This window comes from Actinomyces sp. B33, assembly GCF_028437565.1.
Lineage (GTDB): Bacteria > Actinomycetota > Actinomycetes > Actinomycetales > Actinomycetaceae > Pauljensenia.
Genome location: NZ_JAMRYR010000001.1, coordinates 535,591 through 550,707 on the forward strand (window position 1 = coordinate 535,591; position 15,117 = coordinate 550,707).

The 15,117-nt window shown below is 62.0% G+C and carries 12 protein-coding genes and 2 tRNA genes; 13 read left to right on the plus strand and 1 reads right to left on the minus strand.

Annotation, left to right across the window (positions count from 1 at the left end; all coding sequences use genetic code 11):
- The first annotated feature begins 144 nt into the window (after positions 1-144).
- The 9 genes from dnaN (at position 145) to M3T53_RS02305 (ending at position 8,971) form a co-directional block, all read left to right on the plus strand.
- Entirely contained in the window at positions 145-1,281 is a 1,137-nt protein-coding gene (gene dnaN / locus M3T53_RS02265) for a DNA polymerase III subunit beta (protein ID WP_272432815.1), read from the plus strand.
- A gap of 3 nt (positions 1,282-1,284) precedes the next feature.
- A complete protein-coding gene (gene recF, locus M3T53_RS02270; protein ID WP_272432816.1) occupies positions 1,285-2,475 on the plus strand; it encodes a DNA replication/repair protein RecF in 1,191 nt (396 codons plus the stop codon).
- Positions 2,468-3,244 carry a DUF721 domain-containing protein gene (locus tag M3T53_RS02275; protein ID WP_272432817.1) on the plus strand — a complete coding sequence of 259 codons (777 nt, stop codon included), beginning with the start codon at positions 2,468-2,470 and terminating at the stop codon, positions 3,242-3,244. Before recF ends, M3T53_RS02275 begins: the two co-directional genes overlap by 8 nt.
- Before the next feature lie 192 nt (positions 3,245-3,436).
- Positions 3,437-5,464, plus strand: a complete 2,028-nt coding sequence (gyrB, locus tag M3T53_RS02280) for a DNA topoisomerase (ATP-hydrolyzing) subunit B (protein ID WP_272432818.1) — start codon at positions 3,437-3,439, stop codon at positions 5,462-5,464.
- Positions 5,465-5,524: 60 nt separating this feature from the next.
- A complete protein-coding gene (gyrA, locus tag M3T53_RS02285) occupies positions 5,525-8,161 on the plus strand; it encodes a DNA gyrase subunit A (RefSeq protein ID WP_272432819.1) in 2,637 nt (878 codons plus the stop codon).
- The gene (locus M3T53_RS02290) at positions 8,158-8,553 is read left to right on the plus strand and encodes a DUF3566 domain-containing protein (protein ID WP_272432820.1); all 396 of its coding nucleotides are present in this window, start codon (positions 8,158-8,160) and stop codon (positions 8,551-8,553) included. The genes gyrA and M3T53_RS02290 overlap by 4 nt, the downstream gene beginning before the upstream one ends.
- Positions 8,554-8,642: 89 nt before the next feature.
- Positions 8,643-8,719: transfer RNA gene (locus M3T53_RS02295), tRNA-Ile, on the plus strand.
- A gap of 32 nt (positions 8,720-8,751) precedes the next feature.
- Entirely contained in the window at positions 8,752-8,886 is a 135-nt protein-coding gene (locus M3T53_RS02300; RefSeq protein WP_272432821.1) for a DLW-39 family protein, read from the plus strand.
- A 9-nt stretch (positions 8,887-8,895) separates the two neighbouring features.
- Positions 8,896-8,971: transfer RNA gene (locus M3T53_RS02305), tRNA-Ala, on the plus strand.
- A gap of 429 nt (positions 8,972-9,400) precedes the next feature.
- Here the strand turns inward: M3T53_RS02305 and M3T53_RS02310 are convergent.
- The gene (locus M3T53_RS02310) at positions 9,401-10,174 is read right to left on the minus strand and encodes a GntR family transcriptional regulator (protein WP_272432822.1); all 774 of its coding nucleotides are present in this window, start codon (positions 10,172-10,174) and stop codon (positions 9,401-9,403) included.
- A gap of 194 nt (positions 10,175-10,368) precedes the next feature.
- On the opposite strand from M3T53_RS02310, the gene M3T53_RS02315 reads away from it, so the two are divergent.
- The 4 genes from M3T53_RS02315 to M3T53_RS02330 all read left to right on the plus strand — a co-directional run bounded on the left by M3T53_RS02315 (position 10,369) and on the right by M3T53_RS02330 (position 15,115).
- Complete coding sequence (locus tag M3T53_RS02315; RefSeq protein ID WP_272432823.1) at positions 10,369-11,445, plus strand: ABC transporter substrate-binding protein; 1,077 nt, start codon at positions 10,369-10,371, stop codon at positions 11,443-11,445.
- A 95-nt stretch (positions 11,446-11,540) separates the two neighbouring features.
- Complete coding sequence (locus M3T53_RS02320; protein WP_272432824.1) at positions 11,541-13,166, plus strand: ABC transporter permease; 1,626 nt, start codon at positions 11,541-11,543, stop codon at positions 13,164-13,166.
- Between the two features lie 4 nt (positions 13,167-13,170).
- A complete protein-coding gene (locus tag M3T53_RS02325) occupies positions 13,171-14,268 on the plus strand; it encodes an ABC transporter ATP-binding protein (RefSeq protein ID WP_272432825.1) in 1,098 nt (365 codons plus the stop codon).
- Entirely contained in the window at positions 14,258-15,115 is an 858-nt protein-coding gene (locus M3T53_RS02330; RefSeq protein WP_272432826.1) for an inositol monophosphatase family protein, read from the plus strand. Before M3T53_RS02325 ends, M3T53_RS02330 begins: the two co-directional genes overlap by 11 nt.
- The last annotated feature ends 2 nt before the right edge of the window (positions 15,116-15,117 follow it).

Sequence of the window (15,117 nt, forward strand, 5' to 3'; positions counted from 1 at the left end):
TGATCCCCGATCGCACATCACCCGTGTGCCGACCCGACGCGACCCGCGGGCGCGGAGTCGACGGCGTCTGCCCGGGGGTGCCCACGCGTCACCGGGAGTGGGTAGAGTGGGGCGGTACTCGTCTGTCATGAACCGGAGGCTGGCATGAAGTTCACCGTCGCCCGCGACGTCCTCGCCGAGGCCGTGTCCTGGACCGCCAGGGCCCTGCCGCCCCGACCCGCCAGCCCCATCCTCGGCGGCGTGCGCATCCACGCGGCCGACGAGGAACTCACCCTGTCGTCCTTCGACTACGAGGTCTCCGCCAACTCCCGCATCCCCGCCGAGGTCGTCGAGGCCGGCGATGTCCTCGTCTCCGGCCGCCTCCTCGCCGACATCTCCAAGTCCCTGCCGAACAAGCCCGTGTCCGTCGAGCTCGACGGGCAGAAGGTCTCCATCGTCTGCGGATCCTCGCGCTTCGCCCTGCCCGTCATGCCCCTCGACGAATACCCGCTGCTGCCCGCCCAGCCCGAGGCCGCCGGCGCCGTCGACTCCCAGACCCTCTCCCAGGCGATCGCCCAGGTCTCCATCGCAGCCTCGCGCGACGACACCCTGCCGCTGCTGACCGGCGTGCGCATCGAGATCGAGGGCGAGCACATGACGCTGCTGGCCACCGACCGCTACCGCCTGGCCATGCGCGAACTCGACTGGCAGCCCGTCGACACCTCCTTCTCCCAGGTCGCCCTCGTCAAGGCGCGGATCCTCCAGGAGGTCGCCAAGTCGATGACCTCGGGCGCCAAGGTCGACCTCGGCATGTCCGACGAGACCCAGCCCAGCGCCTCCTCGCTCATCGGATTCGCCTCCCAGGGCAGGCGGACCACCTCCACCCTGATGAACGGCGACTACCCGGCGGTGCGCCGGCTCTTCCCCGAGTCCACGCCGATCCACGCGATCTGCGACCGGCAGGCGCTCCTCGAGGCCGTCAAGCGCGTCTCCCTCGTCGCCGAGCGCAAGACCTCCGTGCGCCTGGCGTTCACCGAGGGCCAGCTGATCCTCGAGGCCGGGCAGGGCGACAACGCCCAGGCCTCCGAGGCCCTGGAGGCGACACTCATCGGCGAGGACATCGCCACCGCCTTCAACCCCCAGTTCCTCCTCGAGGGCCTGCAGGTCATGGACACGGATTTCGTCCGCTTCGGCTTCACCCATCCGACGAAGCCCGCCGTCATGACCGGCCAGACGAAGGCCGACGAGGGCGAGGTCACCGAGTTCCGCTACCTCCTGATGCCGATCCGCTTCGGCGTCTGAGTCGTGCGAGTCTCGCACGTCGCGCTCGACGACTTCCGCTCCTGGCGGCGCGGAGTCGTCGAACTGCCCCCCGGGCCGACGGTTCTCCTGGGCCCCAACGGGCAGGGCAAGACGAACCTCGTCGAGGCCATCGCCTACCTGTCGACCTTCTCCAGCCATCGGGTCTTCGCCGAGGGCGCCCTCGTGCGAATCCCCGTCGACGAGGAGGAGGAGCCGCCCGGCGGCGCCGTCGTCCGCGTCCGCCTGGTCTCGCACTCCGGGCGCGAGCAGGTCCTCGAATTGGAGATCGTCCGCGGCAAGGCGAATCGAGCGCGCATCAACCGCACGCAGGTCAGGCCCCGCGACATCCTCGGCCTCGTGCGCACCGTCGTCTTCGCGCCCGAGGACCTCCACCTCATCCGCGGCGAGCCGGGGGCCCGCCGCTCGTTCCTCGACGACCTGGCCGTCCAGCTCCACCCCCTGTCGGCCGCCGTGCGCGCCGACTTCGAGAGGGTCGCCCGTCAGCGGGCCGCCCTGATGAAGCAGGCGCAGGCGCGGGTGCGCCGCGGCCTCGAGCCGGAGCTGTCGACCCTCGACGTGTGGGACGAGCGCTTCGCCGACCTGTCGGCGCGGGTGACGGCCGCCCGGGCCGAGGCGGTCCGCCTCCTGTCCGAGCCCGCGGCCCTGGCGCACGATCGCGTCGCCCAGACGGAGCGGGGCCTGGAGATGTCCTTCGAGGCCGGCGTCGATCGGGTCATCGGCGTCGACCCCGACCTGCCGGGCACCGCCGACCTGGAGGACGCGGGCGCCCAGGCGCAGCGGATGCTCGCGGCCCTCGCCCTCGTGCGCGACCGGGAGGTCGAGCGGGGGGTCAATCTCGTCGGCGCCCACCGCGACGACCTCGACCTGCGCCTGGGGCGCATGCCCGTCAAGGGGTACGCGAGTCACGGGGAGTCGTGGTCGGTGGCGCTGGCCCTCAGGCTCGGCGCTTTCGACATCCTCACCCGGGACGAGGAGACGCCGATCCTCATCCTCGACGACGTGTTCGCCGAGCTCGACTCGCGTCGGCGCCGGGGCCTGGCCGAGCTGGCGTCGGCCGCCGACCAGGTGATCGTCACCGCCGCGGTCGCCGAGGACGTCCCCGAGTCCCTGTCGGCCCACGTCGTCCCCATCCGATGGGATCGCGATCGCGGGACGGTGGCCGGCGATGACTAGCGGGGCGATGGGCGTCCCGCCGGAGGAGAGGGTCGCCGAGGAGTACCTGGCGCGCGCCCTCGAACGCGCCCAGGCGGTGGCCCGGGCGCAGGGGTTCATGCGCACGAGCCTGCCGGCGTGGGGCCTGGGGGACGAGCCGAGGAGGCCCCGGGGGGCGGACGGGTCGAGCGAGTCGTCGCCGATCGACGCGACGTCGGCCGACTCCCTCGACGACGCGGGCTCCGGGGAGGAGGGTCCCGGGGCGGGGGAGGATCGGGCCTCCGCGCCGTCCGCGGCCCCGGGGGCGTCGGATCGTCCCGGGGGGGACGACGACGTCGATCCCGAGGGGGATCTGACGGCCCTTCGCGCCCTCCTGGCGGTGCCGGGAGCCCGGTGGTCGAGGATCCCGGGGATGGCCCCGATGCGCCGCCAGTACCGGTCGATGCGCCCCCTCGGGTCGTCGATCGACCGGATCATCCGCGTCAACCAGTGGGGGACGGCGACCCGCATGGGGTCGATCATGGCGAAGTGGCCGGTGATCGTCGGCGAGACGGTCGCCGAGCACGCGGCGGTCGAGACCTTCGAGGAGCATCGGCTGATCGTGCGCTGCTCGTCGACGGCGTGGGCCAACCAGCTGCGCCTCCTCCTGCCGATGATCGAGCGGAGGATCGCCGAGGAGGTCGGGACCGGCGTCGTCGAGCAGGTGGTGATCCTCGGCCCGATCGCCCCGTCGTGGAAGAAGGGGCCGCTGTCGGTGCGCGGCAGGGGTCCGCGCGACACCTACGGGTGAGATTGCGGGGTCGGACGGGGTGCCGGCCGAAAGGCGGGGGTGCGACTCGTCACATCGTCGTCGACGCAGGTCGCGCAGCGTATGGGTGATCCGCGGCGATATCGGGAGCCTCGGGTGAGGGGGCCGTTTTTGGTAGAATATCCGAGGTCAATTGTCGGGTTTTCACCTCCCGACTGATGCGAGGGGAGCCACGTGGCTGACAACGAGACAACCGCCGACGGCGCGCAGGGATACGGCGCGTCCGACATCACCGTCCTCGAGGGGCTCGAGGCCGTGCGCAAGCGGCCGGGCATGTACATCGGGTCGACGGGCGAGCGCGGTCTGCACCACCTGGTCTACGAGGTCGTCGACAACTCCGTCGACGAGGCCCTCGCCGGCTACGCCGACCACATCGAGGTGACGATCCTCGCCGACGGCGGTCTGAGGGTCGTCGACAACGGCCGCGGCATCCCCGTCGACGAGCACCCCACCGAGCACAAGCCCACCGTCGAGGTCGTCATGACGATCCTCCACGCAGGCGGCAAGTTCGGCGGCGGCGGCTACGCCGTGTCCGGCGGCCTGCACGGCGTCGGCATCTCCGTCGTCAACGCCCTGTCGACCCGCGTCGACACCGTCGTGCGCCGCCAGGGCCACGCGTGGCGGATGTCCTTCGCCAACGGCGGCACCCCGGTCACCGCCCTCGTGCGCGGGGAGGAGACCGAGGAGACCGGCACGACCCAGACCTTCTACCCCGATCCGGCGATCTTCGACACCGTCGACTTCGACTTCGAGACCCTGCGGACCCGCTTCCAGCAGATGGCCTTCCTCAACAAGGGCCTGCGGATCACCCTGACCGACGAGCGCCCCACCGCCATCGACGACGGCGACGAGATCACCGGCGACGAGATGGGCACCGCCGACGACCCGGTCCCCGGGTTCCGCACCGTCTCGTACTTGTACGCCAATGGTCTCAGGGACTACGTCGAGTACCTCGACTCGGCCAAGAAGATCGAGACGATCAACGACGAGATCATCTCCTTCGAGTCCGAGAACGACGAGGGCACGATGAGCGTGGAGATCGCCATGCAGTGGACGAGCGCCTACTCCGCGTCCGTCCACACCTTCGCCAACACGATCAACACCACCGAGGGCGGCATGCACGAGGAGGGCTTCCGCACGGCCCTGACCTCGATCGTCAACCGCTACGGGCGCGACAAGGGGATCATCAAGGACAAGGACGACAACCTCACCGGCGACGACGTGCGCGAGGGCCTGACCGCCGTCATCTCCATCAAGCTGACCGAGCCCCAGTTCGAGGGGCAGACGAAGACCAAGCTCGGCAACACCGAGGCGCGGACCTTCGTCGCCCAGCAGGTGTACTCGCGCCTGACCGACTGGTTCGACGCGCATCCGGCCGACGCCAAGGCGATCATCGCGAAGGGCCAGCAGGCCCAGATGGCCCGCGTCGCCGCCCGCAAGGCCCGCGAGGCCACCCGCCGCAAGGGGGTCCTCGAATCCGCGTCCATGCCCGGCAAGCTGCGCGACTGCTCGAGCCGCACCGCCTCCGAATGCGAGATCTTCATCGTCGAGGGCGACTCCGCCGGCGGCAGCGCCGTCGGCGGGCGCGACCCCGAGCACCAGGCGATCATGCCGATCCGCGGCAAGATCCTCAACGTCGAGAAGGCCCGCCTCGACCGGGCCCTGTCGTCGGACACGATCCGCTCCCTCATCACCGCCTTCGGCACCGGCATCGGCGAGGACTTCGACCTCGCCAAGCTGCGCTACGGCAAGATCGTCATCATGGCCGACGCCGACGTCGACGGCCAGCACATCGCCACCCTGCTCCTGACCCTCCTCTTCCGCTACATGCGCCCCCTCATCGAGCACGGTCACACCTACATCGCCATGCCGCCGCTGTACCGGATCAAGTGGACGAACGCCGACCACCAGTTCGCCTACTCCGACAAGGAGCGCGACGACCTGCTCGCCGCCGGCGCCGCCGCGAACCACCGCCTGCCCAAGGAGGGCGGCATCCAGCGCTACAAGGGCCTGGGCGAGATGAACGACCACGAGCTGTGGGAGACGACGATGGACCCGAGCCGGCGCATCCTCAAGCAGGTCACCCTCGACGAGGCCGCCGACGCCGACGAGACCTTCACGATCCTCATGGGCGACGACGTCGAGAGGCGCCGCACCTTCATTCAGCGCAACGCCGCCGACGTGCGCTTCCTCGACATCTGACATCGGCGGGGGCGGCGCCCGGCGCTAGCCCCGCCACCCGAAACGACCCGAAGGACACACGTGAGCGACGAGCTGAACACCGGCACCGACGAGGCGGTCGACTACGACCGCATCCGACAGGTCGACCTCCAGAAGGAGATGCAGCGCTCCTACCTCGACTACGCGATGAGCGTCATCGTCGGGCGCGCCCTGCCCGACGTGCGCGACGGCCTCAAGCCCGTCCACCGGCGCGTCCTGTACGCCATGTACGACGGCGGCTACCGGCCGACCTCGTCCTTCTCCAAGTCGTCGCGCGTCGTCGGCGAGGTCATGGGCAACTACCACCCCCACGGCGACGCCGCGATCTACGACGCCCTCGCCCGCCTCGTCCAATGGTGGTCCCTGCGCTACCCGCTGGTGGCCGGGCAGGGCAACTTCGGCACCCCCGGCAACCTCGGGCCCGCCGCCCCCCGGTACACCGAGTGCAAGATGGCGCCCCTGGCCATGGAGATGGTCCGCGACATCGACGAGGAGTCCGTCGACTTCCAGGACAACTACGACGGGCGCAACCAGGAGCCGACGATCCTGCCCGCCCGCTTCCCCAACCTTCTCGTCAACGGGTCCGAGGGCATCGCCGTCGGCATGGCCACCCGCATCCCCCCGCACAACCTGCGCGAGGTCGCCCGCGGCGCCCGGTGGTACCTCGACCACCCCGACGCCACCCGCGAGGAGCTCCTCGACGCGCTGCTCGCCCTGATCCCCGGCCCCGACTTCCCCACGGGCGCGACGATCCTCGGGCGCAAGGGCATCGAGGACGCCTACCGGACCGGGCGCGGGTCGATCACCCAGCGCGCCGTCGTCTCCGTCGAGGAGATCCAGGGGCGCCAGTGCCTCGTCGTCACCGAACTGCCCTACCAGGTCAACCCCGACAACCTCGCCGACAAGATCGCCCAGCTCGTGCGCGACGGACAGATCCAGGGGATCGCCGACATCCGCGACGAGACCTCCGGGCGCACCGGCCAGCGCCTCGTCATCGTCCTCAAGCGCGACGCCACCGCCAAGGTCGTCCTCAACAACCTGTACAAGAGGACCAGCCTCCAGGAGAACTTCTCGGCGAACATGCTCGCCCTCGTCGACGGCGTGCCCCGGACCCTGTCGATCGACGGATTCATCCGCCACTGGGTCAACCACCAGATCGAGGTCATCGTCCGGCGCACCCGCTTCCGCCTGCGCAAGGCCCAGGAGCGCCTCCACATCCTCGAGGGCTACCTCAAGGCCCTCGACATGCTCGACGAGGTCATCGCCCTGATCCGCCGCTCGCCCACCGTCGACGAGGCCCGCCGCGGGCTCATCGAGCTCCTGGGAGTCGACGAGGTCCAGGCCGACGCGATCCTCGCCCTCCAGCTGCGGCGCCTGGCCGCCCTCGAACGCCAGAAGATCCTCGACGAGCACGCCGAGCTGCTCGCCCGCGTCACCGACCTGCGCGACGTCCTCGACCAGCCCCGGCGCCAGCGCGAGATCGTCTCCGCCGAGCTCGGCGAGATCGTCGACAAGTACGGCGACGAGCGGCGCACGACGATCGTCCCCTTCGACGGGGAGATGAGCATGGAGGACCTCATCCCCGAGGAGGACGTCGTCGTGACGATCACGCGCGACGGCTTCGCCAAGCGGACCCGCACCGACAACTACCGGTCGCAAAAACGCGGCGGCAAGGGCGTGCGCGGCACCCAGTTGCGCGGCGGGGACGTCGTCGACCACTTCTTCGTCACGACCACCCACCACTGGCTGCTGTTCTTCACCAACCTCGGGCGCGTCTACCGGGCCAAGGCCTACGAGATCCCCGAGGGCGGGCGCGACGCCAAGGGCCAGCACGTCGCCAACCTCCTGGCGTTCCAGCCCGACGAGCGCATCGCCCAGGTCCTGGCGATCCGCACCTACGACGACGCCGAGCACCTCGTGCTCGCCACGAAGTCGGGCCTGGTCAAGAAGAGCCCGCTGAGCCTGTACAACTCGACGCGCACCGGCGGCATCATCGCGATCAACCTGCGCGAGGACGAGGCGGGGCGCCCCGACGAGCTCGTGTCCGCCCAGGTCATCGACTCCGACGACGACCTGATCCTCGTGTCCCGCGACGGCCAGGCCGTGCGCTTCACCGCCACCGACGAGCAGCTGCGCCCGATGGGCCGGTCGACGGCGGGCGTGCGCGGCATGAAGTTCCGCGGCGACGACGAGCTGCTGAGCATGGAGGTGCCGCACGAGGGCGCCGACCTGCTGATCGTCACCGAGTCCGGGTACGCCAAGCGCACGCCGGTCGACGAGTACCCGACGAAGTCGCGCGGCACGATGGGCGTGCGCGTCGGCAAGCTCGTCGACGAGCGCGGGGGGCTGGTCGGCGCCCTCGTCGTCGCGCCCGACGAGGACGTCATGGTCCTCACCCAGTCCGGCAAGCTCGTCCGGGTCAACGCCTCGGACGTGCGCCCGACCTCGCGCAACACGATGGGCGTGATCTTCGCCCGGCCCGACGAGGACGACCGGATCATCGCGATCACCCGCAACCCCGAGCGCGACGACGACGAGGACGCCGGGGACGCGGGGGACGCGGGCGAGTCCGCCGTCGCGTCCGAAGGATCGGACGCCGTCGGCGGGGAGGGTGACGGGGCGCCCGATGAGGCGGTAGCGTCTACAGCAATCGAGTCCGAGGACGGTGACGATCAATGAGCTCTCCGATGGGCGATCCCCACTACGACGACGCCCCGCGCCGGGTCGACCTGGCGGTCGCCCGACTCGACGCGTGGAGCGTGATGAAGGTCAGCTTCCTGCTGTCGGTGGCCCTGGGGGTCGCGATGGTCATCGGGACGGCGATCCTGTGGTTCATGGTCGACGGGATGCACGTCTTCTCGACGATCGAGGACTTCCTCGTCCAGATCGGCGCGGAGAGGTACGCGTCCTTCCTCGATTACGCGCGCCTGCCGAAGGTCCTGTCGTACGCGACGATCGCGGCGGTCGCCAACGTCGTCCTCATGACGGCGATGCTGACGCTGGGGTCGCTGTTGTACAACGTCATCACCTCGCTGGTCGGCGGGGTGAAGATCTCCTTGATGGACGAGTAGCCGGCGTCGTGTCGGGCGTCACCGGGGGCTGTTTTGCCCCGTCCGGGGTCGCGCGTATACAATCATCCGGTGCCCCTCGGGGAGCAGTTGGGCCTATAGCTCAGTAGGTTAGAGCGCAGTCCTGATAAGACTGAGGTCGGTGGTTCGAGCCCACCTAGGCCCACCATCCGTATCAGCCGGAGAGCGGAGGGACAGACCATGAAGAAGTGGATCGCCGCCGTCGTGGCCGTTGGATCCGCCATCGGGATCGGCCTGATCGTCCGTCAGATCGTCGAGGACCTGTCCGACAACGCCGAGTTGTGGACGTCGGTGACGGACTCCGTCGAGGTCTGAAAACCCCTGGGGGCCATGGCGCAATTGGTAGCGCACCTGCTTTGCAAGCAGGGGGTTACGGGTTCGAGTCCCGTTGGCTCCACCACCAGTACTGGCCCGTAGTTTTGCTGTCGTCGAGCATTTTGTTTAATGCGGAGCTTGGTGTTTCGTGACAAGGGTGGTGCATCCTCCCCCTGCTTTTGACATGGCGGTGTTGGCGAGTTCGAGGTATCGCGCATCGCCGACGTGCAGCATGTTTTCGTAACGCCACATACTGCCGAGGCTGGCATCAACGAGCAGAGGTTCAGATGTTTGTTCCTCGGGGTGCGTTAGAGCGGGCGGTCTATGGGTGCATCGTTTTCCGCGATTCTTGGTGAGCGAGGACGATCTGCTCGTCCTGACGGTGTTGTGAACGAGGATTCTTGAACCGGCTTTGTCGTATGGGATCGAGTATCCGTCACCTGTGTCCGAACAGAAAACGATGATCCGTGAGCGGATTGATCACCCGAGGCTCGAAGAGGCGTTTCCGATTCTCTCAGAGGGTGAACTCGAAGCGGCTTCTGTTGCCGCGGTGATACGCAGTGAAATACTCGATCGGATTTCCGGCTGGATCGAAGTTAACCGACATCAGAACCATCACCACGGGAAAACCTCCCAGTTCCAGTAATCGTTGTTGCTCCTCTGTAGCGGGTGCTACCTCTATCGATCGACGGGCGCCTAGGACCATTACGCCGTTCTCATTCAGGACCTTGTGCATCGATTCCGTTCGCATGTCGCGGCCGGCGAAATACTCCCCGAACTCCTTCGGAAGATACGAGTGAATCCAAGACCACGGCTCTCCGTCTACTCGGCGGACGCGTTCGAGATAGAAAACGATGTCGCCCGGTGCACAATTCAATTGGAAAGCAACATTGGAATCAGCTTTGACATACTTTTGTGAGAGGACATCGGAAGTGATCACCGCTTCAGAACCGGTAGCATCTGCATAAAGCCCACGCAGAGTGTACGGACTCTTTTCGGCCGACTCCCTTTCAGCGACGAACGAGCCTTTTCCGTGGACCCTATAGATGATCCCCATACTCTCGAGCTCTTCGAGAGCCTGTCGAACAACTGCCCGGGAAACATCGTACATCGAGCAAAGCCCGCTTTCGCTTGGCAGAGCATCGCCCGGTGTCAGGCACAGTCTGCCGATCTCCTTGATCAGGCTGTTGCGCAATTGCTCGTGCTTGGTGTCTCCGGGCACGTCATGCAAAGAAAACTCTTTGCCTGAGGCGACCCATTCTTTCGTGGCTCGACGTGAGTTGGTCATCGATGATCCTTTTGACGTGCCCTGAAGGCATGACCACTGTATCAACTTACACAGGGAAAGATATCAAAATGAGATCAAATTGTTATAATAAGTTTGCATGAAAGTATCTTGTTGAACTCAAACTTGTCATATCATGTTAGGTGCGGATGTCATCCGTGCCGCTGCGCGCTTGATCTTGTCGAGGAGGACTGGAAATGCGTTCAAAAGCCATTTTTGCAACTGTTGGATTCGTTGCGGTTGCGCTATTAGCCGCAGGATGCGGTCAGTCTGGCAGTGTCGGGAACAGTGCGGAATCGTTCCCGAATTCCGGTGAATCGCCTGCTCCTGGCGGCAAAGTTACCGCGTACTGCTCGATGTCTGAGGTGGACTGCCAGCAGATCGTCGAAGATTTCACCACCGACACGGGTATCACAGTCGATTACGTCCGCATGTCCGTGGGCGAAAACTATGCTCGGATTCAAGCGGAGGCGGATAATCCGCAGGCGTCGCTGTGGATCGGAGGGTCCGCTGAGACCTATGTCGAGGCTGCGGTGAATAACTTGCTCGAGCCTTATGAGCCGAACGGTCTAGATAAGATTGATGAAATCTACCGTGATCCGGATAATTTCTGGATACCAACATCCAGCGCGCCGGTGGCATTCGCCTCCAATACTGCCCTTATTGAGGAATTGGGAATCGATCCACCGGACAGCTGGGAGGATTTGGCAGACCCGAAGCTCGCGAACTCGGTGGTTCTCGCTCATCCCGCATCATCTGGGACCGGCGCAGCCGTCATGTCCACTCTGGTTCAGCTGTACGGCGAGGAGAAGGGATTCGATGTGATGAAGAGAATCGATGCCAATGTTGCTCAATACACCAGATCCGGCGGTGCCCCGACCCGTATGGTCGGGCTTGGCGAGGCCGCTGTCTCCGCAAGCTACGTCATGGATGTCGAGCTCGGGATGGCTGAGGGATTCGACATCACCCCGTCGTTCCCCCAAGAGGGAACGGGGTTCGGCATCAATGCCGCCGCGCTCATCAAGGGTGGGCGGGAGAATGAAGCGGCGGGTGCAAGAGCATTTCTTGACTGGGTTCTGACCGAGAATGGTCAGAAATCAATGATGAAAACGTTCTGGCGTCCCATAGTCCCTGGCATCATGAACTCAACTTCGCGGGTTGATACCTCTGGCATCAAGCTCATCGATTACAACACCTTTTGGGCTGGCGAAAACAGGACACGCCTCATCGAACTGTTCGAAGACCGGATTCGCCACGGCTCGGATGCTCAATAAAAATGAGCGCGTCACCTCTCATGGGTAGAGTAACCCATCCCACTGCACTCGGTGATCGCGCGCGACGTGAGGATCAGCATAGTCGATGGCACTCAGTGAGGGCAGATCCCTGGCTTTGGGCAATCTTTATTCTGCTGACCGCCATCGCCGTTATCTTCATTGTCCTTCCGATCGCCTCGGTGCTGAAGTCAGCAGTTATCGGCAAAGAAGGATTCGATCTCGCGCGCGTATGGTCGAGCATTAGTGCTTCCCACGTATGGAAGGCCTTTCGTCACTCGCTCATCTTGGCCCTGGCGTCGGCTTCACTAGCAACGGTTGTCGGATTCGTCATGGCCTTTGCTGTCACTAAGACAGCTGTGCGGTTCAAGAAGTTCTTCCACATGGTTTCACTTCTGCCGATCATCTCTCCTCCATTTGTTCTTTCACTTGCGATCATCTTGCTGTTCGGACGACATGGGGTGATCTCTTCAGATCTCCTAGGAATTCGAAACTCGAATGTCTACGGACTTCCATCACTGATAGTCATACAGACGATGGCATTTAGTCCTCTTGCTTACCTTAATATCCGGGGAATGCTCCAATCGATGGACTCGTCTCTGGAGAACGCATCCGCTTCAATGGGAGCGAGCCATTGGGTGACCTTCAAAAGGATCCTATTGCCCTTGGTTACTCCGTCACTTCTTTCGTCATTTTTGCTAGTCTTCGTAAAATCGTTGGAGGATTTTGGAAATCCGATGCTGATTGGAGGGGATTACTCCACACTCGCAGTCGAGGCGTATACACAGATCACCGCTGTTTATGACATGCAAGCAGGGGCGATCCTTGCAGTTCTCCTGCTCACTCCCTCTCTTCTTGCTTTCATTCTCCAACGATATTGGATTGGACGGCGATCATATGTGACAGTTACAGGTAAGCCAGTGAGGGATGGGAATCTCTTTGATTCTCGAAAATTGACGATACCGCTTACTATCGTATGTGTACTGATATCTGGTGGAATAATCTTATTCTATGGGACTGTGATATCTGTTTCTTTCATGAAGCAGGTGGGAATTGATTCTTCATTCACTCTTGAACATTATCAGTATATAATCGAGCGAGGTTTTAAAACTCTGGGAAATTCTTTAATTCTTGCGGGAATTGCAACCCCTATTGTTGCAATCATGGGTCTTCTCATCTCATTCCTTCTCGCAAGGCGAAGATTTCCGGGATCGAATATTCTTCGATTCAGCACTCTCCTTTCGTTTGCGGCGCCCGGAACAATTATAGGTATAGGTTACATTCAAACTTTCAATTCTTGGCCTCTAATGCTGACCGGAACCGCGGTGATCATCGTAGCGGCGATGGTCGTAAAAAATCTCCAGGTTGCGATCGAAGGAGGAAATAACCAACTCAAACAGATCGATCCTGCTATCGAAGAAGCTTCAACCATTATGGGTGCATCGAACACCAGGACTTTTTTGAAAATCGTGTTGCCACTCCTCAGGCCAGCGATCTTCACTGCATTGGCATACGCATTCACACGTTCTCTTACGACGCTAAGCGCTGTCATCTTCCTGATCTCTGCCAGTTGGAATTTGGTGACGGTAACGATTCTCGGACAGGTTGAATCATCGCGTCTTTCAGTAGCAGCTGCATACTGTGTGATTCTCATATTTATCGTTCTCGGAGTAATGACTGCGATGCAGGCCTCTCTTAATCTCATAGTCCGAAGAAAGGATTGAGAACATGGCGACGGTTGTATTTGAGAATGTTTCAAAGGTCTTTCCCTCCTCTAAAAAAGGGGAGGGTGTCATGGCAGTTCGCGATCTGAATTTGATTGTCGAAGAAGGAGAACTGCTGACTTTGCTCGGTCCTTCCGGATGCGGGAAGACGACCATTCTGAGAATGCTTGCTGGTTTTGAACCTGTTACCGATGGGAAAATATTTCTGGATGGAGTTGATATTACTTCTAAACCCGTGAATACAAGAGGAATAGGTATGGTTTTCCAATCGTATGCCTTGTTTCCTCACATGTCCGTATATGACAATGTTGCATACGGTTTAATGATTGAGAAACTGTCTAAGAAAGAAATAGAAAAACGGGTCTCAGATGTCATGGATCTCATGGCTATTTCACAGTTTGCCGATCGTGCGCCGAATCAACTGTCTGGCGGTCAACAACAGCGTGTCGCTCTAGCGCGGGCTGTCGTCACTGAACCTAGTGTCCTTCTGCTTGATGAGCCTCTTTCTAATCTTGATGCTCAACTTCGTGAGCAGATGCGAGATGAGCTTCGGAGAATTCAGCAAAGGCTGGGAATCACTAGTCTTTATGTCACGCATGATCAAAGCGAAGCGTTGGCAATATCTGACGAAGTTATCCTTCTTAGGGATGGGATCATTCAACAAAGGGGAAGCGCTGAATATATTTATCAGTATCCCGACAGTGAATTTGTTGCTCAATTCCTGGGGAAAGCAAGTATTCTCTCTGGCAAACTCATAGGACAATATTCGAATGGTGGAGAAGTGCTGATCGATGGAATGGTGGGCAAAATCTTCCAGCCGATCGATGAGTCAAGGATGGGTATGCCTGTTAAGTGCGTCGTGAGGCCTGAGAATGTTGCATTCAATGCGTCCCCTGAAGGAAAGTATGTTATTGAGCAAGCGGTGTTCCAAGGGCTGTATGTGGAATATCGGATGACTATAGGGGGTGAGCGCTTTGCCATTGTCGATCATGATTACCTGAAAAATGGAGCATTGAGCGCTGGGGATCGGATCGATATCGAGCTGGAACGGACTCCTTTGTGGATCCTTCCGGAAGCAAAGGACAAGGTCAATGCCTTTTGAAGCTGATGAATCCATCGACCTGACTCTTCAAAGGGTAGCCTATGAGGCTGCTATTATCGGTGGTCGGATTTCCCTAGATATGTTCGCAAATCGTAAAGATCTCGCTGATGATATCCATATGAAGGATGGACACTTTGATATTGTGACCGCTGCTGATCCGATGGTTGAGGAAGCTGTAACGCAGCATCTCTTCGCGAACGTTTCAGATTCACGAATCTTAGGAGAAGAAGGGGGATGGCGAGGTTCTGGAGCGATCACCTGGATGGTCGATCCTATCGATGGCACCTCGAACTATGCCTCAGGCCTACCAATTTTTGCAACCTCAGTAGCGGCTATCAACGGTAGTCGTCCGGTTGCAGCGGCGGTGTATCAGCCGGTGATTAAAACAGTTTTTCACAAGAGAAATGGTGAGTTGTTCGTTAACGATGCGCCGTTTCACTGGGATCCTAAACACCGATCAGCCAAAGATGTGGAGTTGCTGACTAATGCGCCGTACGAAAGATACGGACTTCCTGACGGTATGGTGGAAGACTATCGGAGGATACTTGGATCTTTCCGAGCAGTGCGCAGATTGGGAGCCTGCACGCTCCATGTTGCTTATGTGGCTGCAGGTTTAGCGGCTGCTTGTTACGAGTATGATTTTCATCCGTGGGATATTGCTGCGGGACTACAGCTGGCGGAAGCCTCTGGCTGCTGTATTCAATCCTGGGACGAAAAATGCTCACGTGTCTCTAATCCTGCCGCGAATCCTGAAAGAATTAGAATTCTACTTGTGACGGCTCCGGGCCTAGAGATCGAGAATATCGAGTGGACGACTCCTCACAGAGTATTGGTTGCAAAACAGTAGTA

Coding starts and splice junctions, on each gene's coding strand:
- dnaN (WP_272432815.1), top strand. CDS start 145: ATGAAGTTCACCGTCGCCCGCGACGTCCTCGCCGAGGCCGTGTCCTGG.
- M3T53_RS02275 (WP_272432817.1), top strand. CDS start 2,468: ATGACTAGCGGGGCGATGGGCGTCCCGCCGGAGGAGAGGGTCGCCGAG.
- M3T53_RS02290 (WP_272432820.1), top strand. CDS start 8,158: ATGAGCTCTCCGATGGGCGATCCCCACTACGACGACGCCCCGCGCCGG.
- M3T53_RS02300 (WP_272432821.1), top strand. CDS start 8,752: ATGAAGAAGTGGATCGCCGCCGTCGTGGCCGTTGGATCCGCCATCGGG.
- M3T53_RS02310 (WP_272432822.1), bottom strand. CDS start 10,174: ATGACCAACTCACGTCGAGCCACGAAAGAATGGGTCGCCTCAGGCAAA.
- M3T53_RS02315 (WP_272432823.1), top strand. CDS start 10,369: ATGCGTTCAAAAGCCATTTTTGCAACTGTTGGATTCGTTGCGGTTGCG.
- M3T53_RS02325 (WP_272432825.1), top strand. CDS start 13,171: ATGGCGACGGTTGTATTTGAGAATGTTTCAAAGGTCTTTCCCTCCTCT.
- M3T53_RS02330 (WP_272432826.1), top strand. CDS start 14,258: ATGCCTTTTGAAGCTGATGAATCCATCGACCTGACTCTTCAAAGGGTA.